The following is a 20,756-nucleotide window of genomic DNA, read 5'->3' on the forward strand; positions in this document are numbered from 1 at the left end:
CATGGCAGAGCCGATCGCCGGTCTGGCGCATGTGGGTTTACGCAGTGCGAATATCGAACGGGCCATCCGCTTCTATCATTCGCTGGGCTTTACTACCCGCCAGGCATTGAGCATGGAGGAGCCGCTAGGCAGCGTTGAGGTTCGTTTTCTGGCGCTGGGTGAGCTGACGCTGGAGCTGTATCAGTTGCCTTGGGCCGGGCAGCCGCGTGCGGTGGCCACCTTTGGCATCGATCATCTGGCGCTACGGGTTAGCGATCTGGCGGCGGCACAGCGGTGGGTGGAGGAACTCGGCTATCCGCTGACCGAAGGGCCTGCGCTGCAACCTAGCGGCCGCAACGGTGTGCGCTATTTTATGATTGCAGGGCCGGACGGTGAGCGAGTGGAGTTTAATCAAGCGCTATAGCTTCTTCCCGCCTCCGCAGGATGGGCAGGCCCTTCAAGTTTCAAGATGGTGGGTTTTGCCAGTAACGCATGTGCGGGGTATATTACCCGCACATCGTGCAGCAGGCAGAGGAGTGAGTATGTACGCAGAGGAACGCCAAGAGAAACTTCTCGCCATTCTGAAAGAGAAGCGCAAGCTGTCCGTCGGCGATATGAGCGAACGCTTCAACGTTTCTGGTGCCACCATCCGCACCGATCTGCGCATTCTGGAAGACGCAGGCATGCTCACCCGCACCCACGGTGGTGCTATCCTGCGCACCCGCGCCAGCTTTGAAATCCGTTCCGATCAGCGTGAAGAGGTCAACCTTGCTTCCAAAGAGCAAATCGGTCAACTGGCGGCCAGCCTGGTGGAAGATGGCGACATCATCGTGCTGGATACCGGCACCACCACCCTGCAAATTGCTCACCATATCCGCCAGCGCCGCAATATCACGGTGATCACCAACGATTTCATGATCGCCAAAAGCCTGGAGGATGTGGAGTCGATCCAGATTGTGTTGCTCGGCGGCATCGTGAAAAAAGGCTACCACTGTGCGGTGGCAATCAATGGCCGTTCGCTGCTTGATACGCTGAATATCGATAAAGCTTTTATGGGGGTGAATGCCCTGTCGCTTAAGCAAGGTGCCTGCGTAGCCGACATTATGTTGGCCGAAACCAAGCGCAGCATGGTCGAACACGCCAATCAGGTGATTGTGGTGTGCGATCACACCAAGCTGGGCAATACCTCACTGGCACAGTTCGCCACCCCGGCGCAGATCGACACCATCGTGCTGGACTGCCTGCCGGAAGACGCCGCAGCTTATCAGGAAGCGGGCATCGCGCTGTTGAGCGTGCAAGGCGAGTAACCCCTTGGCAGGGGCTACTTCACCCTATTGAATAGGCACCTTGCAGGATTGGTTGCCGCTTATGCGCCACGCAGGCGCTGCGCCAGCCCTTTCAGAAAATAACGCAGCATCTGATCGCCGCAGGGGCGATAGTTTTTAGTGCCTTCTTTGCGGAACAGCGCGCTTAACTCCGGCTTGGAAATACGAAAATCCACCGCAGTGAAAATCTGGTGCAAATCGATATCTTTCAACTCAAACGCCACGCGCAATTTTTTCAGCACCAGATTGTTGGTGATTGGCAGCTCTACCGCTGGCGCGGGGAATTTGTCGTCTTTGCCACGTTTGAAGAACACTAAGCCATTCAGGAAATGTGCCATCACTTCGTCTGGGCATTTCTCAAAGCCTGGTTCGCCTTCTTTGATCACATAGGCTCCCATTGCTGCAATATCAACGTCGAAACCGTCCAATTTAACGATCTCAACCATTTTGGCGTCGTTAATACTCAGCATGTAGCGCACGCTGCGCAGCACATCATTATTGATCATGGCATTGCCTTTAGCTTGTAAGCGGGAAAGGGGTCAACGGCAGGAAAAACGGCCGCACACCTTGCATGTGCGGCAGTATAGGGGGCCAACCGGGGTTTCTCAATCCTATTTGTGGGCTGGCAATTACCCACGGCTTTCCTCGGCAAGTTCATAACCACGTTGAATATCTGTTAGGCAGCGTACCCTCTCCATATCACGATATTCCCAGGAGGCGATCACGGCTTCTACATAGCGATCCCTACACGCAGGAAGATTCCCACACAAAAAAGAGTAACGTCTTACACCCTCAGAATAAGAAAATCCCTATCCTACTTTTCGTCGTTTATATAGCTAGTTATCACTGGTCGGATGGGTGAAGAGCTTCACTCCATGTCAACCAATGAAAAAATACTCAATAAACGTCAAAAAAACGAAAGTTGTTATTTTTTAGTAAGCCCATAGGAAATTTAAGCATGTTTTTCAATAAAAAAGCCATTGCCACTCTGTTTGCTACCAGCATGGTAGGGATCACCATGAACGCCAGCGCCGCGCCTGCTGCAGAGGTGACTCTGCAAGGTATCATCACCAACACCACCTGCGACGTCACCGTTAACGGTGGTAGAGCTACCCTCAATATCGGTGTGTTCAGAGCCAGCGATTTCGCCGCCGCCAATACTCAACAGGGCAGCGTACCGTTGAACGTTACACTGAGCAACTGCACCGCAGATGAAACCGGCAACCTGCTCATTCAGGGCGTGACCTCTACCGCTAACAACGACAAGAACCTGTTTGTCAACGTTGATAGCGATACCGTCGGCTTTATGATCAAAAATGCCAACGACGTACAGCTGGCGGCTAATGCACCAACCAGCCTGGCAGCCACCGAAGCGGCACCAACCAACTACAGCTTCCAGGTTGGTATGGGCTCCACCACTACGGTTCCGGCTGCCGGTGCCTACAGTGCGCCAGTTGTCGTCGCTTATATTGTGAACTAAACGTCACCTTTTCGAACCAGAGCGAAGGGCCATGCTTTTCGCTCTTATTCAATACAGGTGAAAAAAGGAATGACGTTGAATATAAAACATACTTTGCGAATTATCGCTGGAGGAATGCTGTTAACCGCTGCGCCAGCAATGGCCGGTATTTCTGCCGATGCGACCCGCGTTATCTTCCAGGCCAACGACGAGGCAAAGGGAAAAAGCATCGGGCTGACCAGCAGTACGTCCTCTCTCTCTCCCTATCTGGTCAAAACGCAAGTTACACAGGATGTTCAGGGGCAACAAACTCAGGTGCCCTTTGTCACTACACCGTCGCTGTTTCGTCTTGAACCAGGTAGTACCAACCAAGTGTTGATGATGAAAACTCCAGGTAGCTTACCCCAGGATCGGGAGTCGCTGTTCTATTTTCGCGCCGTTGCCATGCCTGCCGGGGCAGCCAGCACGACATCTCCAGCACCGGCCGTTGCCGGGACGTTGCAGGTAGCGACCGCCACCGTAATCAAACTGTTCTATCGCCCTGGTGGTCTGGCGATGCCGCAACCCCAGGCGATGAGCAAATTGCAGTTTTCTGCCGAAAAGCAAGGGGTAAAAGTCAGTAACCCGACCCCGTATTACATCACGCTTAATCGCTTGAGCATCGGTAATACCCCGGTGAAACTGCGCGTGGAAGACGGCAGCAGCATGATCGCCCCCTATAGCCATGCCCTTTACCCAGGCACACCTCGGCAAGGCCGCGTTGAGTGGACCGCCATCAATGACTACGGTGGCATGGAGGCATTCAATGGCACGGTGCAGTAAGGCGCCGCTGATAGGGCTGCTGGGTAGTCTGCTGCTGCCGACAGTCACTCTGGCTGCCAATACCGCTTCGGTAGATTTCAGTGCTCAGATCAGCGATGGCAGTTGCGAACTGACGCTGTCCGAGCCCCACTTGTCTTACGGCGTGCATCGCCGGAGCGATGTACAGGCCAGCACAACGGTGATGCTGCTGCCATTGACGGCAGGCATCCAGTGCAGCGGTGCTACTACTCCAACGATTAAAGTGAGTGGCGTTCCCTATACTCCGGCACCTGTCTCCCGGGCAGTGATATTTCGCGATGCGGATTCCGCAGCCAAGGGCGTGGGCTTCATGGTGCGCCGCGATACCGGTGGTATTACGACCGGCAATTTCTTTAATACCGATGCGGCATTGGTGAATGGAGAAGCCGTTACGCTGTCTGCCGTTGCAGAAGAAACACTGCACAGCGAACCTTTCCTGCTGGGGCTGGTACGTGCGGGTAACGAACCGGTTACCCCTGGCACCATCAAAGCCACACTGACTTTTACGGTGGCTTATGAATAGATTCAATTTTCGGGAACCGACCAGAGGTCTCTCTTTTTTATCCACTCCGCTACTGACCACGGCGCTGCTGCTGTGGAGTACGGCGAGTATGGCGGGATCGTCTTCTACTCCGCTTAATTTCACGGCGACCTTTATAGCTGGCACCTGTGATATTACCGTCAGTCCGAGCGACATTAACTGGGGTTCGATCCCTTCAGCAGAGATCAAACAGGCAGGCGCTAGCGGCGTGCAGCCCCGTGATCTGGCGGTCAACTACGCCAACTGTACCGGGTTTGGTATCCACCCCAAACTGACCATCAGCGGTACTACCCTTAGCGCTGGGATCCCGCTGTTTACCAAGAACAACAATGCCGGGAACGATGACGCCAGCGGGTATGGGGTGCGCCTGGTGAGCAGCGCTGCACCACAGACAGCGCTGGGGGATGGCGATCGGGTGTCCGTCGGCACGCCGGGCGTGCCACTGAGTGAACTTAATGGAACCCAGACGCCGTTTCAGGCCAGCCTCTCCTGCGGCAATAATTGCGCGGCCTCAACGCTGCATGGCGGCATGCTTAGCGCCACCGTCACTTTTCAGTTTCTGTATGAGTGAGAGCGCCGCATGAATATCAAATATTTCAGTGGATTACTGGCCGCTGTTCTGCTCAGTTGCCCCCTGGTACAAGCCGCACCGCAGGAGCGGAGTGGGATAAGCCTCAGCCAGACAAGGGTAGTGTTTGATGCCAAAGCCACAAGCACCACGGTGGGGATTCGCAACTACAGCGATCGTCCGTGGCTGATCCGGGCTCAGGTGATGACTGCACCAGGCGGCACACAAAGCGCTCCGTTTATGGTTACCCCACCACTGTTCCGGCTGGAGCCAAACAGCCAGAGCACGGTACGCATTCTGCGCCAGGGTACCGACGTCTTACCCACTGACCGCGAATCGGTATTTTACCTGAGCTTCCTCGCGATTCCGTCGTCGTCCAAACCGGATAGCGACACGGCGTCTGCGGTATCTGCCCAGGTGACGGTGGGTATCGATACCGTCATCAAGCTGTTTTACCGTCCGAGCGGGCTGGCGCTGACGCCGCAGGATGCAGCGGCAAAGCTGACCGTTCGCCTACAGGATAATGAGGTGGAAGTGAACAACCCAACGCCCTATTACCAGACCCTGATCTCTTTCAGCCTGGATGGTAAACCGGTAGCGGTGCGCGAAGCCGGCAGCATGATTGCCCCCTTTACTTCCCAGCGTTATCCCGCCAGCGGGCAACCCCGGCAGGCCAGTTGGTCGGTCATTAATGATTATGGCGGTATCAGCCCGAGTTACCAGGCCACAATAAGCCACGGAGAGGCACCATGATAAACCGAAGATTTCATCACATAGCGGGCCTGCTGTTGTGTATGGCACTGCTGTTACCGGGCATGGCGGCAGCTCAGGGCGCGCCGGGGCTGACCTTACAGTCTACCCGCGTGATTTACCCAGCATCGGCGAGCGGTGGTATCACCTTCAACGTCACCAACAACACCGATACGCCTTACCTGATGCAGTCCCGGGTACGTGACTGGGGGAGCAACATTGAGAGCCAGGTGGATAGCCCGGCCCCGTTTGTCGCCTTACCGCCACTACAACGTGTGGCACCCGGCGAAAAGCTGACGTTACGCATCCGTTTGATGAACAGCTATCTGCGGCAGGATCGGGAGGCGGTATTTACCCTGGCTATCAAGGCTATTCCAGCCCAGCCTGAAGCCCCGCAGGCCAACAAGGCAGCGGGTGGCAATGACGCGTTGGTACTGGCTACCCAGAACCAGCTCAAGCTGTTTTACCGCCCGGCAGGGCTACCAACCTACGGAGCCGATAAGGTGGCACAGCAGTTACGCTTTCAGCTCCAGGGCGATAGGTTACGGGTCGATAATCCCACGCCATTTTGGGCCACCTTTGGTGCGCTAACGGTAGGAGGGCAAGCCGTGGAAACACCAGCCATGGTACCGCCGTTAGGCCAACAGACCTATTCACTGGCTGCGAAGACCACGGCTGGTGAACTGGCCTGGCAACTGGTCAATGACCAGGGATCGCTAACGCCCCGCCAGACCAGGATGCTGTAACCGTGATCTTCTCTATTGCCCTTAGCGTGAAATATTGAATTGAGATAATGATAATGACCATTCATTCCTATTTCTGTTCCCGCCAGCGCAGGGGCGGGCAGAACACTTGCGTCCGGTTTCCGCCGCAGCTCCTGGCATTAAGCATACTGCTCGCCAGTCAGCCAACGTTGGCACAGGATTATTTTGACCCCGGTTTTCTCAACGTACTGGGCGGCAAGAGCGAAGTCGATCTGTCGGCATTTAACCAAGCGGGCGGTATGGAAGAAGGCAGCTATCCGCTGGAGGTGGCGATCAACCAGCGTGAGGCCGGCCAGTTTACTCTGGAGTTTAAAAAGAATGCACAGGGGAAGATCACCCCGCAATTAACTCCGGCCTTCCTGGATTCGCTCGGCGTGAACATCGCCCAGGTTCCCAGCCTGAAAAATCTGCCGACAGAACAGCCGATAGACGATCTGCCCACGTTAATTCCGCAGGCCAGCACCACATTGAACCTGGCACAATTGCGTCTGGACATCAGCATTCCTCAGGTGGCGATGAAACCAGGGCTGGGTAACGCCGTGGACCCAGCACTCTGGGAAGAAGGCATCAGCGCCCTGCTGGCCAACTATACCCTCAGCGCCGGGCGTACCAGCAACAGCAGCAGTGGCACCACGCAGCACAGCAACAACCTGTTTGCCCTGCTGCATGCCGGAGCCAATAGTGGCCCCTGGCGGCTACGGAGTAGCGTCACGCATACGCGCACAGACAACAGTGGCTATATCAACCAGCCCCGAACCAACAGCCAAAGCACCCGCTTATCCGAAACCTACCTGGCTCGTGATTTCCACGGGCTGCGTTCTACCTTACTGGCAGGGGAAAGCAGTACCGGGAGTGACGTGTTTGACAGCGTGCCGTTTCGCGGGGTGAAGCTCAATTCGAATGAGCTGATGTTGCCACCACAGTTGCGCGGCTATGCGCCGGTTATCAATGGGATCGCCAACGGCAACGCGCGGGTAACGGTACGCCAGAACGGCAACGTGGTCTACGAAACCTGGGTAGCCCCGGGGCCGTTTCGCATCAATGATGTACAGCAGGCCGGGCTGTCAGGGGACTACGACGTCACCGTGACCGAAGCCAACGGCGAGATTCGCAATTTTATCGTTCCCTATTCGTCGTTGCCAGTAATGTTGCGCCCCGGCGGATGGAAGTATGAACTGACCGCCGGGCGCTATGACGGCAATATGACCCAGGAGTCACGCCGCGCGGAATTTATGCTGGGCACGCTGATTTACGGCCTGCCGCAGGGGTTCACCCTGTACGGTGGTGCTCTGGCGGCCAAAGACTATCAGGCATTGAGTGTCGGTAGTGGTATCTCGGTGAAGAATATCGGCGCGTTCTCGGCAGACGTGACCGCTTCGTCCGCCAACTTCGCCGAGACGCAGCAAACCGGCCAGTCCTATCGCGTGCGCTACTCCAAGAGCCTGATATCCACCGGCACCTCGGTTGACCTGACGGCCCTGCGTTACTCTACCCGCAACTACTATAGCTTCAGCGAGTTCAACGGCCAGGGTTTCCGCCTGGAAGACGGCGTCAGCCCCTGGCTACAACAGCGACGGCGCAGCAGTTTTCAGACCCAGCTCAGCCAGCAGTTAGGCAGTTGGGGTAGCCTGAATTTCCGTGCCTCACGTGATGACTATTGGGGCAGTGAACGCAGCCTGACCGGGCTGGCACTGGGGTACAACAACAGCTACCGCGGCGTGAGCTATGGGGTGAATTATGCCATCGACCGGATGCAAGACAGCAACGGCAGTTGGCCAGAAAACCGCCAACTGTCGCTGAATGTCAGCGTGCCGTTCAGCGTATTCGGCCACGCTCCCGCGTTGCAATCCATGTATGCCACCAGCTCCATGAGCCGGGACAACACCGGGCGTATTCAGAGCCAGACCGGGATCAGCGGCAGTGCGCTGAATCAGGCGTTCTCCTATAGCGCGTCCCAGGGCCTGGGCAACCAGGGGCAGGCAGCCAACAGCAACCTGAGCGCCGGCTGGCAGGGTAGCAAAGGCAGCCTGAGTGCCGGTTATAGCTACAGTGAAGATTCGCAATCGATCAACCTGAACGCCAGCGGCGGGATGCTGGTGCATAGCGACGGCGTGACCTTTTCCCGCTCCATGGGCGAGTCCGTGGCGCTGGTGAGTGCGCCTGGGGCCGCCGGAGTGAACGTGAGTGGCGGCACGGCAGTAACAGACTCTCGGGGGTATGCAGTGGTGCCTTACCTGACCGCCTACGGCAAAAACAGCGTAGGGCTAGACCCGGCAACGCTGCCGGAAGGCGTGGACATCACCCAGTCGAACCAGAACGTTTACCCAACGCAGGGGGCGGTAGTGAAGGCCAATTTCGCCACCCGGATAGGCTATCAGGTACTGATGACTCTCAAGCGCGAGACTGGCGTAGTGCCTTTTGGGGCCACTGCCTCGCTGATCAACGCTCCCCAGGAAGAAAACGGCAGCATCGTGGGGGATGCAGGCCAGGTCTACCTGAGCGGATTGCCAGAACAGGGGGCGCTAAACGTGACATGGGGCGACAACCCCGATCGTCAATGTCGGGTGAACTTTAACCTGAAAGAAACCCAAACCACACCGGAAAGACCGGTGCGAGAAATCACAGCAAGCTGTGTATCAGCAAACGAGAAAGCATGATGAAGAAACTACCAATAATACCCCCCCGATTTACCGGGCCTGCGTTAATGCTGGCGGGGATCATGCTGTGGGGAAACGCACTGCCCACTTTAGCGTTGGATATATTAGGGCCAGGGTTTACCCATTTAGGGCAATTGGCGGCCAGAAGTACCTCTAGCACCACTGGATCATGGATTTATAATAATCCTATTAGTAATAGTTTAGGTATTAATTTATATCTTGGAACGTCTATTGACATTAATGTACGTTGCGATACTGCCCTACCCAATATCCAGACGCCGGATGGAAATTATTACGGATGGGAATTGTCCCCCAACTCTGGTGTCTATGGCGTTATCTATGACGGTACCGTGAATAGTTGGGTTTGGCGTTCAGCTAGTTACACCACACGACATTCCCATACTGCCACCTGGGAAACCAATGGTAGGGCATCTACCAACGGCACCAACAGGCTAGCAAATTGTTATACTACAGTGCCGAGTGTACAAGCAGGGCAAGCGAACATGTTTCTGCGTACCGGGGATAATACCCTCAGCGGCCAACTGAATTACGGGGTCTATGTGGACACCACCCGTCCACAAGCGGGCACTTATAACCTGAACTTTTATCTTGGAAAATATCAAGGGAGTTTCACGCCTGTCTCACACGCCCTCAATGTTCGCCTTACCGCCTGCACCGTCACTACCCCCAGTCAGATCCGCTTTGGTACTGTTGATGCGGGTTCTGTCGCCCCGGTTATCTCCCCGGACAGCGGAATAGACCTTGCCTGTAACGGCCGCGCGCCTACGGTTAATGTTTCCTATTCGGCGCAGGCGGTCTCCCCCACTCAAACTTCGTCACAACTGGTGATGAGCAACGGCCAGAACCAGGCGCAGGGAACGGTGCGCGGCTTTATTGGCAACGGTGCAGACGCTGATGTCGGCTGCAACGATGCCGCGACCTCCATCCATTTTGGCAGCCCGGCCAAGAGCCTGTTAGCCAATGCCGCAAGTAATCAGAGCCACACTATCCCATTGAAATGGGTGCTTTGCCCTAATGCTACTCCGGTGTTGGGAGAGGGAAGAGCCAGCGCAACGCTGGATATTATCTGGCAATAGCGCCCCCTATTGGATGAGAGCAACGAACGCTATATCAGCAAACGAGAAAATATGATGAAGAAAGTAGCAATAATAAGCCCTTGGTTTACCGGGCCTGCGTTAATGCTGACGGGGATAATGTTATGGGGAAACGCACTGCCCACTTTGGCCTTGGATATATTAGGGCCAGGGTTTACCCCTCTGGGGCAGTTGACGGCCAGCAGTACTTCTAGAGCTAATGGCAATTATTCTTATAATACTAATGGCACACTAGGCATTAATATCTATGTCGGGAGGAGTAATGATTTTACCACACGCTGTAGTAGTGTCTTACCCAATATCCAGACGCCGGATGGAAATTATTACGGGTGGGAATTGTCCCCTAACTCTGGTGTCTATGGCGTTATCTATGACAGTGCTCTAAACTCCTGGGTTTGGAATCCAGATAATTACACCACACGAGCCTCCCTCACTGCCACCTGGCAGGCCAATGGCAAAGCATCGACTAACGGTACAGATAATATAGCCAACTGCTATACTGCCGTTCCACATACCGACAGAGCAGCGTTCTCTTTGCGTGTTGGAGATGACACCCTCAGTGGACAGCTAAAATACGGGGTCTATGTAGACACCACCCGTCCACAAGCGGGTACCTATAATCTGCAATTTTATCTTGGGAAGTATCAGGGCACTTTCATTCCTGTCTCACAAATTCTCAACGTTCACCTCACTGCCTGTACCGTCACCACACCCAGCCAGGTGCGCTTCGGTACTGTTGATGCGGGTTCTGTCGCCCCGGTTATCTCCCCGGACAGTGGAATAGACCTTGCCTGTAGCGGCCGCGCACCTACGGTTAATGTTTCCTATTCGGCGCAGGCGGTCTCCCCCACTCAAACTTCGTCACAACTGGTGATGAGCAACGGCCAGAACCAGGCACAGGGAACGGTGCGCGGCTTTATTGGCAACGGTGCAGACGCTGATGCCGGCTGCAACGATGCCGCGACCTCCATCCATTTTGGTAACCCGGCCAAGAGCCTGTTAGCCAATGCCGCAAGTAATCAGAGCCACACTATCCCACTGAAATGGGTACTTTGCCCCAATGCCACCCCGGTGTTAGGGGAAGGAAGGGCCAGCGCAACGCTGGATATTATCTGGCAGTAGCGCGAGGCCAGCGTTCACGCTGGCGGGGATAATGCTGTGGGGCAGCATACTGCCCGTGACGGCCTTGGATATCCTTGGCCGGGATTTATCACCTGGGGCAACTGGCGGCCAGTAGTATCATGCATGACTTTATGCTGGGCATTATGTGGATGGATTACTGAACCACAGGGGCTTTTTGCTGGTAAAGCGGGATCGCCTCTCCCACGATATATTTATTACGCAGAAGCGAGGATAATTTGTCCATTATCATCACCACCATTACCAAGATCAGCGTGATAAACATCACCACATCCCAATTCCATAAACGCATATTTTCGGCATAGACCAAACCGATCCCTCCAGCGCCAACAAACCCAAGCACCGCCGCTGAACGGGTATTCGATTCAATCTGGTACAGGCTCAACGCCAACAAGGCCGGGAAAGATTGGGTGAAAATACCATAGCGATGCTTTTGTAAACCGTTGGCTCCCACCGCCGTCAGCCCACGGCTGGGGGATTTTTCTACCGCTTCGTGGCCTTCGGCATACAGTTTGCCCAACAGCCCGATATCCTGCATCACAATCGCCAGAACCCCGGCCAACGGCCCCATCCCGACTGCCCGCACAAAAATCAGCCCCCAGATCGCCATATCGATACCGCGCAAAATATCCAACAAGCGGCGTACCAGTATCGCCATTGGCCGCAACAACGGTGACGACATTACGTTACGCGCTGCAAAAAATGACAGTGGCAAGGCGAGCAGCGTTGCGGTGAGCGTTCCGGCGAACACAATGGCGATAGTGATAAAGATCTGCTGGAAATAATACATAAACGGCCAACTGACGAAATTATGCCAGACGAACATGCGTATAAAGTAACGGCCAATCTGCTGACAACCATTGATAAACTGCGGCCAGGCAATACCAAAGAACAGAAAAAAGAACACGTAATACAACACAATAGCAGCGGCAATAATACCCAGCGTGCGCAAATAGCGGCCCTGGCAGGAGAAAATTTCCGGGTGCTGCTGTTTTATCTGCTGCACTGTGGCAGCCGCCAGCGGTTGAACAGACATCAGTGTTTCCCCTCAACAACCCGTTTACGCAATGCCCCAGACACATAATCCAGCAGCGATACCACGACAATAATCAATAACAGCGTGATGCTGACCTGATCGTAACGGTCAAGTTTGATATTGGTCATCAGCTCCTGGCCGATCCCCCCGGCCCCCACCAGCCCGAGGATCGTCGACTGACGGAAATTGATTTCCAGCCGCATAAAGCCGTAAGACAAAAACACCGGTTTGACCTGCGGCCACAAGCCGAAACGCATGCGTTGCAGTGGCGTGGCGCCACAGGCGACCAAACCGCGTACCGGCTTGTTTGACGTGGTTTCGAGTGCTTCATAAAACAGCTTGGTCAGGCTACCCACGGTATGCAGCGCCAACGCCATAAAGCCAGGAATGGCGCCGATGCCAAACGCCATCACAAACATCACCGCCCAGGCCAGCTCCGGCATCGTGCGCAAAAACGCCACCAGTGTACGGATGGCAAAACGCAAAAGCATCGGGCTATGAGTATTGTTGGCGGCCAGAAATGCCAGCACACCTGCCACCAAGACGGAAAGCAGCGTGGCCGCCAATGCCAATTGCACGGTTTCCCAGATCAACGGCAGTTGAATAGGCAACCGATAACCCCAGTAAGCGAAAGAGCCTTCGGTATGACCATCGGCAAACAACAGGCTCCAGTGCAGCACTGGGAGAGTTTCTAGCAGATAGTCAAAAAAATGAGGAATGGAGAGCCAAACGGTATGCAGGTTGAATTCAGCGATATAGCCTGCACCAAGATAGAGCCCGGCCAGCCCCAGCGACCAAAACAGCGTTTCACGCTTTTGCTTGCTGCGGATACGTTGGTAATACTGTGTGAAATCTGTGTTCAAAATGGCTTTCCATCATCGTGTGGCAGAAACAAACGCCCCCTGTTCTGGCCCTCTCGCCCTTCCCCCAAAAAAAGAGCCAGAACAGGAGGAAAACCCCGGCCTTAGCGCTCGCCCTTGGTCAACTCGCGCTTCATATCAATAATGGCCTGGTATTCTGCCAGTTTGACCTCACCAATATGCTGTTTACCGCCCATCGCTTTGATAAAGCAGGCGTGATCTTCTTTATCCAGCTTCTTGATGGCGGTAACCAGCTTGGCTTTAAAATCGGCGGGCAGCGCATTGCTGACCAGAATCGGGCCATTCGGGATCAGAGGGGATTGCCAGATAATACGGATTTTCTTCATAAGGTCTGGTTGATCCATACGGATCATGCGCCCAAAAGCACCGCTGCTGTAACCGCTATCGTAATCCCCCACCATCGAAGCCCAGGTCACCGCCCCTTCAAACTGCCCATTCAGCACACCGAGGATGTCCTGCTCATGGCCACCGGAGAACGTCACGCTGGAGAAGAACTGGTTATACTGGTTGTCCACTGAGCCACCGAACTGCTTTTTAAATGCCTGATTGGGCATCAGAAAACCGGAAGTCGAATCAGGTTCTGCAAACCCGAAAGCCTGACCTTTCAGGTCCTCCAGTTTTCTGTACGGGCTATCGGCTTTGACCAGCACCACCGAGTGATAACCGCGCGACTGATCCACATCGTCCACGCCAATCCCCACTAGTTCGACCGCTTGCGGATCTTTGATATACACCGAAGCAAACGATGACGGCGACATACCAAATACCAGATCGATCTTGCCCCCCAGCAAGCCCTGAATCACCCCGGCATAGTCAGAAGAGTTACGCAGTTTGGTGTCCACCTTCAGCTCATTATCCAGAAACTGCTTCACACATTGGTTATCACCAATCTGCTGGGTGGCGTTTTGCCCGCCCATAATCCCGAGGTTTACTTCTTTTGGCGCATCCGCTGCACCGGCATTAAATACCATCATTACGCCAACCATCATGGTGGTCAGACTGATTGCTTTTTTCATTGCGCATGCCCTGTGTGTAAAAAATAGTTGTTGTTAATGAAACTGATGGCTTTCTTCGCCATACAGTTGGTGCAGAATCCGTTCGTTAAGCTGTGCCGGGTGGCCGTCAAAAATGATTTTTCCCTGCGCGATACCAATCACTCGCGTGCAATATTCTTTCACCAGCTCGACCGAGTGCAGGTTCACCATCACCGCAATGTCGTTTTCGCTGACTTTTTGCAATGCATCCATAATGCGACGGGTGTTTTTGGGATCGAGAGAGGCAACCGGTTCATCGGCCAGCAGGATTTGCGGGTTTTGCATCAGCGCCCGGCAAATCGCCACCCGCTGCATCTGGCCACCGGAGAGATTCTCGGCGCGTTGCAACGCATGTGGCAGCATATTCAGCCACTGCAACAGTTCGATCGCCCGTGCGCGATCGGCATCGGCAAACACTTTGAAGAAGGATTTCAGAGTCGAGGTGTGGCTGAGGCGGCCAAGCAGAACGTTGGTGATCACATCCAAGCGCGGCACCAGGCAGAAATCCTGAAAGATCATGCCGCAGCGGGCGCGCCACTGGCGCATCTGGCAAGCGCTGAGCTGCGTGATATCTTGCGCGGCACCCTCTGCTTCAAAGTGCAGCATCTCGCCGCAGCTGGCAGAAATGGTGCCGTTCAAGGTGTGCAGCAGGGTTGATTTACCGGCCCCGGATCGGCCAATTACCGCAACAAATTCCCCGGCATGCAGATCAAAACTGATGCCATCAAGTACCGGCCGCTGAGATTGGTAAGCCTTGCCTAGCCCTTTAACAGATAACACTTTCCGCAAAGGGATCGGTTGCTGCCCTGGATAATCGGTCGCTGCCAGTTTTAACAGTGCCTGAGCCATATGATTCCCTGATTTCAGTGAATAATCATTATGGGCACCTATTAACGAATATCTTTATGACATCGGGATGATGATTTTATGGCCAGGAAATGACGTTACACGTCATTTCCTGTTGCAGAGACGCGGTTACTGCCCTTCCAGGCCACGCAGCGTAGTACGCATGCATTCTGTCAAAATAACTTGCAGATTAGCGGTTACGGTAGCGGTGAGGCCCGGTATCGCATTGAGGTTTTGCCCCCAGTGAGCTTCATCGGCCAACACGGTTTCCACCAGAGTGGTCATCGAGATATCGTGATGTGCCACCCCAGCCCACAGCGTGGCATAACGCTCCAGCCAATGAGCATCATCTTGCAGCGGATACTTGCCCACCCGCCGTTCACCACGGTAAAACGCGATCAGCGCCGCCAGCGCAAACGTCAGCCGCTTTGGCAACACCCCGTTCTGCTGCTGGCTGGCCAACAACTGTGGCAGAATTCGCGTGCGGAACTTGGTCATCCCGTTCAGCGCAATGGATAACAGTTGGTGCTGAATAAACGGGTTGCGGAAACGGTTCTGAACCGCCTCAGCAAACGGCAGCAATTCTTGCTGCGGCAGATCGAGCACCGGTATGATCTCTTCGGCAATGGTGCGCGCTACATAGGTAGCAATCGCTTCATCGGCCATCGCTTCACCCACGGTATCCAGGCCAGCGATGAATGCCACGGGCACCAACGCAGTGTGCGCGCCGTTGAGAATCGCCACCTTGCGTTCTTTGTAAGGCTTGATGTCGTCAACGATATGCACATTCAAATCAAGCTGATCCAGATGCAGCTCTTGCGCCAGCCACTGCGGGCCCTGAATCACAAACAGATAAAAATGTTCGGCCGTATCAAGGAAACGATCCTGATAACCCAACTGCTGTTGCCATTGTTGCTCTTCCCCGCGCGGATAACCGGTCACAATGCGGTCCACCAGGGTGGAACAGAAAGTGTTGCACTCATTCAGCCAATCGCTGAATGCCTGCGGTAACTCCCACTGTTGCGCATAACGCAGCACATACTCTTTCAGCGTTTCACCGTTATAGTCAATCAGCTCACACGGCAGCAGCACCCAGCCTTTGTCTGCGGCACCGGCGAAATGGCTGAAACGCTCATACAACAGGCGTGTCAGCTTGGCGGGGAAACTGGCCGCGGGCGCATCAGCAAAGCGGTCTTGCGGCAGATAAGCGATGCCCGCTTCTGTGGTATTGGAAAACACAAAACGGATCGCCGGATCGCGCGCCAGCGCCAGATAGCTTTCATAATCCTGATAAATATTGATTTCACGGTTAACCGAACGAATCAGGCGCGGTTCGCAAACGGCTTCGCCCTCTTCATTCAGCCCGCGAATAATCGTCGTGTACAAACCGCCTTGCGTATTCAGCGAAGGGGGCTGCTCGCTGTCGATCGGGCGCACCACCACGACACCGGCATTCAGGCCAGTATGCTCATTCAATAAATCAATTTGCCAGTCGATAAAAGCACGCAGAAAATTACCTTCACCGAACTGAATAATACGATCGGGATATTGTGCACCAGGAAATTCTTGCCGATTTAATTGTTTCATGATAGCTCCTTGCATCCAGTAAAATAATATTCGCTTTAATTAAAACGAATAACACCTTTAATCAGTTGTTTATTATTAATCACGTCCGCTTCGTATTTTTCTGCCAACGTGGCAAAGTCAAACTGGTGGGAAAGCATCATTTTTGCCGTTATTTTCCCCGTTGCCATTAACTGCCCGACTTTAACAAAATCTTCTTTGGTGGCATTACGGCTGCCCATCATGGTGGTTTCTTTCTTGTGGAATTCCGGGTCAGAGAATTGCAAATCACCTTTAAATAAGCCGACAAAGGTAATGCTGCCACCGTGGCGGATCAGATTCACGCTCTGATTCATCGCTCGCTGATTGCCAGTAGCATCGATGATTTTTTCCGCCAACATGCCATCAAACTGCGCCCGCAGTGCCGCTTCAAAGCCACTGTCCGCCGGGTTCAGCGTAGCCAGCCCAAGCACCTGCTCAACGTGGGCACGGCGCTGCGCGCTGGTATCTGCCACCACCACTTTGGCCCCATCCGCCTTGGCGATCGCCGCCACGCCCAGCCCGATCGGCCCGGCCCCCACCACCAGCAGGTGATCGCCCTGCACCACCGCGGCACGCCGCAGCGCATGGGCACTGATAGAGAAAGGCTCAATCAGCGCCGCCGCTTCCGGTTCCACATCATCCACCGCCAGCAGATTACTCACTGGCACGCTGAGATATTCACTGAAACCGCCATCCTGATGAACGCCGATCACCGAAATATTTTCGCAGCAGTTCGGCCTGCCGCTGTGGCAGGCACTGCAATGCTGGCAGGAGACATAGGGGATCACCGCCACGCGCTGCCCAATGTGCAACCCGTTGACGCTACTGCCAACGCTGACAATTTCACCGCATATTTCATGGCCCAGCACCCGTGGGTAACTGAAGAAAGGCTGTTGGCCCGACCAGGCATGGATATCCGTGCCGCAAATGCCGACTGTGATCACTTTCAGCACCGCTTCATGCGGCGCAGGTTGCGGCAGCGCCCGTTGCTGATAAACCAGCTTGGTGGGTTCCTGGCAGACTAATGTACTCATTGTGGCCATAATTTTTTCTCCTGTGATATAGGAGCTGTTATCAATGAAAAACGGAAACAGGAGTTGCTTGACAACGAATATTTGTGAGTCAGCACAAAATAAACCGGTTTAAATTGGTTTTAAATGCGTAAAAAAACTTTCCTGAGAAAAGCATGAGCAGAACACAGAACCTGAGACAGAACGTGGTGAACCAAATGCTAGACGGCATCATCAGAGGCCATATCCGCTCGCCGCTGCCCTCTCAGGCCGCGCTGGCGGAAATGTACAATGTCAGCCGCACCACGGTGCGCCACACGTTGACACATCTTTATCAGCAAGGCGTGCTGGAGAAGGTCAACGATAGCTATGTGATCCTGCGGATGCCCCTGGCAGAGGACGGTTTCGACTGCATGACCCTGTCGTTGGAGGAACAGGTCAAAGAGTTTGAGAAAGCGTTCTTTCAGATGATCAACCAGAAGCAGTTGCGCGCCGGTGATTCATTCACCGAATTGCAGCTTTCACGCGCGGTTAACGTCAGCCCGATGGTGGTGAGGGAATTCCTGCTGCGTTTTAGCCGCTACAATCTGATCGATAACGTGCGGCGCGGCCAATGGTGCATGAAAAAGCTCGATCAGAACTACGCCGAGCAACTTTTTGAACTGCGCCAGATGCTGGAAACCCACGCGCTATCACGCTTTATCAACCTGCCTGCTCAAGATGAACGCTGGTTACAGGCTAAGGAGTTGTTGAGCCGCCACCGCCAGTTGCGTGACACCATCAGCAACAATTACCGGCTGTTTTCCCAGTTGGATCGGGATTTTCATGGCCTGATCCTGTCGGCTGCCAATAACCCTTTCTTTAACCAGTCTCTGGAAATCATTTCGGTGATCTTTCATTTTCACTATCAGTGGGATGAAACCGATCTAAAACAGAGAAATATCATTGCTATTGAAGAACATATGGCTATTTTAAGCGCGCTGATCTGCCGCAATGATCAGGATGCAGCCCGCGAATTGCACCGCCATTTCGACACGGCAAAACAGTCGATGATTCGCTCTATCCAGCAGAATGCGGTGTGAAGCCTTGCTGTTTTTTATCGATTAAAAAACACCGTTAAACGGTATTTAAAACCGATAAAAAACAGCAAAATTATAACTACCGCACGGAACCGATTAAAAAAATACCGCCCGGACATTCCCGCCACCTAGGCTTATTTTCGCCAAGCGAATAAGACTGATATCCCCCTATAAATTATCCTGGTTTATACCCGGGAATAACGAATATTATTAATGTGGAATGCCGGAGAAAAAAGAATGGAAAAAATAAGCACCATGAGCAATGGAAAGAAACTGGAGGACAGTTATTCCGTTCCTATCCACCCGATGCCCTCTGACGGAATAATAGTACGTTCGGCAAGAATTAAAAAAATTCAGACCACTGCGATGATTCTTTTATTTTTTGCCGCCGTCATTAATTTTCTCGATCGCAGTTCCCTTTCCGTAGCAAACTCCACGATTCGCGAAGAAATGGGGCTAAGCGGCACGGAAATCGGCCTGTTGCTCTCGGCTTTTTCACTGGCTTATGGCATTGCGCAACTGCCCTGTGGGCCATTGTTAGACCGCAAAGGGCCACGCCTTATGCTTGGTTTGGGGATGTTCGTCTGGTCGCTGTTCCAAACCGTTTCTGGGATGATCCACAATTTTACCCAGTTTATTTGGGTGCGTATCGGCCTGGGCATCGGCGAAGCCCCCATGAACCCGTGCGGCGTAAAAGTCATTAACGACTGGTTCAACATTAAAGATCGCGGCATGCCGATGGGAATTTTTAACTCGGCCTCTACCATCGGATTAGCCATCAGCCCGCCGATCCTTACCGCGATGATGTTGCTGCTCGGCTGGCGCGGCATGTTCATCACCATTGGTCTGCTGGGGATTGCGCTATCCATCGGCTGGTACATGCTGTACCGCAACCGCGAAGACATCAATCTGACTGAACAGGAACAAAACTATCTTAATGCGGGCAGCGTCAGCGCAGGCCGTGAGCCGATGAACTTCAAAGAGTGGCGCTCCCTGTTCAGGAACCGCACCATGTGGGGGATGATGATTGGTTTTAGCGGCATCAACTATACCGCCTGGCTGTATCTTGCCTGGTTACCGGGTTATCTACAGACCACTTATCATCTGGATCTAAAAAGCACCGGGATGCTGGCGGCAATCCCATTCCTGTTTGGCGCAGCGGGTATGCTCTCTAACGGGTTTGTCACCGATTTCCTGGTGCGCCGTGGCATGGCCCCGCTCAAAAGCCGCAAGATCTGCATCGTCGCCGGCATGTTCCTGTCCGCTGCCTTTACCTATGTTGTGGCTCAGGCGACCACCACCACCAGCGCCGTCGCGTTGATCAGTATGGCGCTGTTTTGCATCCACTTTGCCGGAACCTCCTGCTGGGGGCTGATCCACGTGGCGGTCACTTCACGTATGACCGCTTCGGTGGGCAGCATCCAGAACTTTGCCAGCTTTGTGTTTGCCTCATTCGCCCCAGTGGTCACCGGCTGGATACTGGATACCACCAACTCGTTCAGCCTGGCCCTGACTATCTGTTCCTGCGTAACCATTATCGGGGCGCTTTCGTATGTGTTTATTGTCAAACAGCCGATCACTGACCAGGCAGCCAGATAAAGTCATTGCCCTCTTTGCTGAGTAAATCTGTTTGCCGCAGGCTCACTGCTCCCGCGGCAATCTAAACGGGCCTTTCAGGCCCGTTGCCAATCATCAGAAGCGGATTGTTTCTGCCGGAACGGCGCGGATCGGAATGCCAAAACTGTGAATATTCGACAGTGTGGCGTTGTGATGGGCGCGGATTTGCAACCCGCTGGCGTGGTTTTTTCTACCCGGTGATCGCTGGCTTTCACCTGTAAATCAGGGTGGATCTGCCATGCGTCACTGCCATGCAGCAGTTCGTCGTGGGCAGTTTGGTGCTGAATAAATATCACCGGCACCCCAGCCTGCCGAGCACGTTCGCTCAGTTGGTTAATTCTCGCTATCACCGCATCGGCTTCTGCCGGTGGGGGTACAAATAATCCTTTCTGCACATCAATAATCAACAACGCTGACTTCATGACAATCCCCATTAGTTTAGTACCTGGCTGTGTCCCTTAATTGATCGTGGTGCTGGCACTCACGTGCAATTAAGGGATACAGCCTAAT

The 20,756-nt window shown here is 54.0% G+C and carries 20 protein-coding genes and 1 pseudogene; 13 read left to right on the forward strand and 8 right to left on the reverse strand.

The window, feature by feature from the left end; genetic code table 11:
- The first annotated feature begins 1 nt into the window (after position 1).
- Positions 2-403, forward strand: coding sequence for a VOC family protein (locus tag Z042_RS20125; RefSeq protein WP_024911670.1), 402 nt, complete (start codon positions 2-4; stop codon positions 401-403).
- A gap of 118 nt (positions 404-521) precedes the next feature.
- On the forward strand, positions 522-1,286 hold the full coding sequence (locus tag Z042_RS20130) for a DeoR/GlpR family DNA-binding transcription regulator (RefSeq protein WP_024911669.1): 765 nt from the start codon (positions 522-524) through the stop codon (positions 1,284-1,286).
- Positions 1,287-1,345: 59 nt separating this feature from the next.
- On the opposite strand, the gene Z042_RS20135 is transcribed toward Z042_RS20130, so the two are convergent.
- Entirely contained in the window at positions 1,346-1,810 is a 465-nt protein-coding gene (locus Z042_RS20135) for a YehS family protein (protein WP_024911668.1), read from the reverse strand.
- 452 nt (positions 1,811-2,262) lie between these two features.
- On the opposite strand from Z042_RS20135, the gene Z042_RS20140 reads away from it, so the two are divergent.
- The 9 genes from Z042_RS20140 (at position 2,263) to Z042_RS20180 (ending at position 11,120) form a co-directional block, all read left to right on the forward strand.
- Positions 2,263-2,784 (forward strand): fimbrial protein, encoded by a 522-nt coding sequence (locus Z042_RS20140; protein WP_024911667.1) that lies wholly within the window; start codon positions 2,263-2,265, stop codon positions 2,782-2,784.
- 69 nt (positions 2,785-2,853) lie between these two features.
- On the forward strand, positions 2,854-3,585 hold the full coding sequence (locus tag Z042_RS20145; protein ID WP_024911666.1) for a fimbrial biogenesis chaperone: 732 nt from the start codon (positions 2,854-2,856) through the stop codon (positions 3,583-3,585).
- Positions 3,569-4,126, forward strand: coding sequence for a fimbrial protein (locus Z042_RS20150; RefSeq protein WP_024911665.1), 558 nt, complete (start codon positions 3,569-3,571; stop codon positions 4,124-4,126). The genes Z042_RS20145 and Z042_RS20150 overlap by 17 nt, the downstream gene beginning before the upstream one ends.
- On the forward strand, positions 4,119-4,715 hold the full coding sequence (locus Z042_RS20155) for a fimbrial protein (protein ID WP_154667005.1): 597 nt from the start codon (positions 4,119-4,121) through the stop codon (positions 4,713-4,715). Before Z042_RS20150 ends, Z042_RS20155 begins: the two co-directional genes overlap by 8 nt.
- Before the next feature lie 9 nt (positions 4,716-4,724).
- Entirely contained in the window at positions 4,725-5,465 is a 741-nt protein-coding gene (locus tag Z042_RS20160; protein WP_024911663.1) for a fimbrial biogenesis chaperone, read from the forward strand.
- Positions 5,462-6,208 (forward strand): fimbrial biogenesis chaperone, encoded by a 747-nt coding sequence (locus tag Z042_RS20165; protein ID WP_024911662.1) that lies wholly within the window; start codon positions 5,462-5,464, stop codon positions 6,206-6,208. The genes Z042_RS20160 and Z042_RS20165 overlap by 4 nt, the downstream gene beginning before the upstream one ends.
- Before the next feature lie 53 nt (positions 6,209-6,261).
- Entirely contained in the window at positions 6,262-8,883 is a 2,622-nt protein-coding gene (locus Z042_RS20170; protein WP_024911661.1) for a fimbria/pilus outer membrane usher protein, read from the forward strand.
- Positions 8,884-9,386: 503 nt separating this feature from the next.
- On the forward strand, positions 9,387-9,980 hold the full coding sequence (locus tag Z042_RS20175) for a fimbrial protein (protein WP_024911660.1): 594 nt from the start codon (positions 9,387-9,389) through the stop codon (positions 9,978-9,980).
- 51 nt (positions 9,981-10,031) lie between these two features.
- Positions 10,032-11,120: a fimbrial protein gene (locus Z042_RS20180; RefSeq protein WP_154667006.1), complete on the forward strand. Its 1,089-nt coding sequence runs from the start codon at positions 10,032-10,034 to the stop codon at positions 11,118-11,120.
- 154 nt (positions 11,121-11,274) lie between these two features.
- On the opposite strand, the gene phnE (Z042_RS20185) is transcribed toward Z042_RS20180, so the two are convergent.
- From phnE (Z042_RS20185) to Z042_RS20210, 6 genes are all read right to left on the reverse strand, one after another.
- On the reverse strand, positions 11,275-12,174 hold the full coding sequence (phnE, locus tag Z042_RS20185; RefSeq protein WP_154667007.1) for a phosphonate ABC transporter, permease protein PhnE: 900 nt from the start codon (positions 12,172-12,174) through the stop codon (positions 11,275-11,277).
- The gene (gene phnE / locus Z042_RS20190) at positions 12,174-13,037 is read right to left on the reverse strand and encodes a phosphonate ABC transporter, permease protein PhnE (protein WP_024911657.1); all 864 of its coding nucleotides are present in this window, start codon (positions 13,035-13,037) and stop codon (positions 12,174-12,176) included. The genes phnE (Z042_RS20185) and phnE (Z042_RS20190) overlap by 1 nt, the downstream gene beginning before the upstream one ends.
- Positions 13,038-13,138: 101 nt before the next feature.
- Positions 13,139-14,071: a phosphonate ABC transporter substrate-binding protein gene (phnD, locus tag Z042_RS20195; RefSeq protein ID WP_024911656.1), complete on the reverse strand. Its 933-nt coding sequence runs from the start codon at positions 14,069-14,071 to the stop codon at positions 13,139-13,141.
- A 33-nt stretch (positions 14,072-14,104) separates the two neighbouring features.
- Positions 14,105-14,938, reverse strand: a complete 834-nt coding sequence (gene phnC / locus Z042_RS20200; protein WP_024911655.1) for a phosphonate ABC transporter ATP-binding protein — start codon at positions 14,936-14,938, stop codon at positions 14,105-14,107.
- Positions 14,939-15,064: 126 nt separating this feature from the next.
- On the reverse strand, positions 15,065-16,522 hold the full coding sequence (locus Z042_RS20205) for a tagaturonate reductase (protein ID WP_024911654.1): 1,458 nt from the start codon (positions 16,520-16,522) through the stop codon (positions 15,065-15,067).
- Positions 16,523-16,557: 35 nt separating this feature from the next.
- Positions 16,558-17,583, reverse strand: a complete 1,026-nt coding sequence (locus tag Z042_RS20210) for a zinc-binding alcohol dehydrogenase family protein (protein WP_024911653.1) — start codon at positions 17,581-17,583, stop codon at positions 16,558-16,560.
- Between the two features lie 143 nt (positions 17,584-17,726).
- Here Z042_RS20210 and Z042_RS20215 point away from each other — a divergent pair, with 143 nt between their 5' ends.
- Together Z042_RS20215 and Z042_RS20220 are read left to right on the forward strand one after the other, a co-directional pair.
- Positions 17,727-18,632, forward strand: a complete 906-nt coding sequence (locus Z042_RS20215) for a GntR family transcriptional regulator (RefSeq protein WP_024911652.1) — start codon at positions 17,727-17,729, stop codon at positions 18,630-18,632.
- 252 nt (positions 18,633-18,884) lie between these two features.
- The gene (locus Z042_RS20220; RefSeq protein ID WP_236849269.1) at positions 18,885-20,228 is read left to right on the forward strand and encodes an MFS transporter; all 1,344 of its coding nucleotides are present in this window, start codon (positions 18,885-18,887) and stop codon (positions 20,226-20,228) included.
- A gap of 93 nt (positions 20,229-20,321) precedes the next feature.
- On the opposite strand, the pseudogene Z042_RS20225 reads toward Z042_RS20220, so the two are convergent.
- Positions 20,322-20,668: pseudogene (locus Z042_RS20225) on the reverse strand (isochorismatase family protein).
- Positions 20,669-20,756 lie beyond the last annotated feature (88 nt).

This window comes from Chania multitudinisentens RB-25, from assembly GCF_000520015.2.
GTDB lineage: Bacteria > Pseudomonadota > Gammaproteobacteria > Enterobacterales > Enterobacteriaceae > Chania > Chania multitudinisentens.

Excerpts from the sequence above, each read along its gene's own strand:
- Z042_RS20150 (WP_024911665.1), top strand. The coding sequence starts at position 3,569 with ATGGCACGGTGCAGTAAGGCGCCGCTGATAGGGCTGCTGGGTAGTCTG.
- Z042_RS20220 (WP_236849269.1), top strand. The coding sequence starts at position 18,885 with ATGAGCAATGGAAAGAAACTGGAGGACAGTTATTCCGTTCCTATCCAC.
- phnC (WP_024911655.1), bottom strand. The coding sequence starts at position 14,938 with ATGGCTCAGGCACTGTTAAAACTGGCAGCGACCGATTATCCAGGGCAG.
- Z042_RS20155 (WP_154667005.1), top strand. The coding sequence starts at position 4,119 with ATGAATAGATTCAATTTTCGGGAACCGACCAGAGGTCTCTCTTTTTTA.
- Z042_RS20210 (WP_024911653.1), bottom strand. The coding sequence starts at position 17,583 with ATGGCCACAATGAGTACATTAGTCTGCCAGGAACCCACCAAGCTGGTT.
- phnD (WP_024911656.1), bottom strand. The coding sequence starts at position 14,071 with ATGAAAAAAGCAATCAGTCTGACCACCATGATGGTTGGCGTAATGATG.
- Z042_RS20170 (WP_024911661.1), top strand. The coding sequence starts at position 6,262 with ATGACCATTCATTCCTATTTCTGTTCCCGCCAGCGCAGGGGCGGGCAG.
- Z042_RS20135 (WP_024911668.1), bottom strand. The coding sequence starts at position 1,810 with ATGATCAATAATGATGTGCTGCGCAGCGTGCGCTACATGCTGAGTATT.
- Z042_RS20205 (WP_024911654.1), bottom strand. The coding sequence starts at position 16,522 with ATGAAACAATTAAATCGGCAAGAATTTCCTGGTGCACAATATCCCGAT.
- Z042_RS20145 (WP_024911666.1), top strand. The coding sequence starts at position 2,854 with ATGACGTTGAATATAAAACATACTTTGCGAATTATCGCTGGAGGAATG.
- Z042_RS20140 (WP_024911667.1), top strand. The coding sequence starts at position 2,263 with ATGTTTTTCAATAAAAAAGCCATTGCCACTCTGTTTGCTACCAGCATG.
- phnE (WP_154667007.1), bottom strand. The coding sequence starts at position 12,174 with ATGTCTGTTCAACCGCTGGCGGCTGCCACAGTGCAGCAGATAAAACAG.
- Z042_RS20165 (WP_024911662.1), top strand. The coding sequence starts at position 5,462 with ATGATAAACCGAAGATTTCATCACATAGCGGGCCTGCTGTTGTGTATG.
- Z042_RS20175 (WP_024911660.1), top strand. The coding sequence starts at position 9,387 with ATGTTTCTGCGTACCGGGGATAATACCCTCAGCGGCCAACTGAATTAC.
- Z042_RS20215 (WP_024911652.1), top strand. The coding sequence starts at position 17,727 with ATGAGCAGAACACAGAACCTGAGACAGAACGTGGTGAACCAAATGCTA.
- Z042_RS20160 (WP_024911663.1), top strand. The coding sequence starts at position 4,725 with ATGAATATCAAATATTTCAGTGGATTACTGGCCGCTGTTCTGCTCAGT.
- Z042_RS20130 (WP_024911669.1), top strand. The coding sequence starts at position 522 with ATGTACGCAGAGGAACGCCAAGAGAAACTTCTCGCCATTCTGAAAGAG.
- Z042_RS20180 (WP_154667006.1), top strand. The coding sequence starts at position 10,032 with ATGATGAAGAAAGTAGCAATAATAAGCCCTTGGTTTACCGGGCCTGCG.
- Z042_RS20125 (WP_024911670.1), top strand. The coding sequence starts at position 2 with ATGGCAGAGCCGATCGCCGGTCTGGCGCATGTGGGTTTACGCAGTGCG.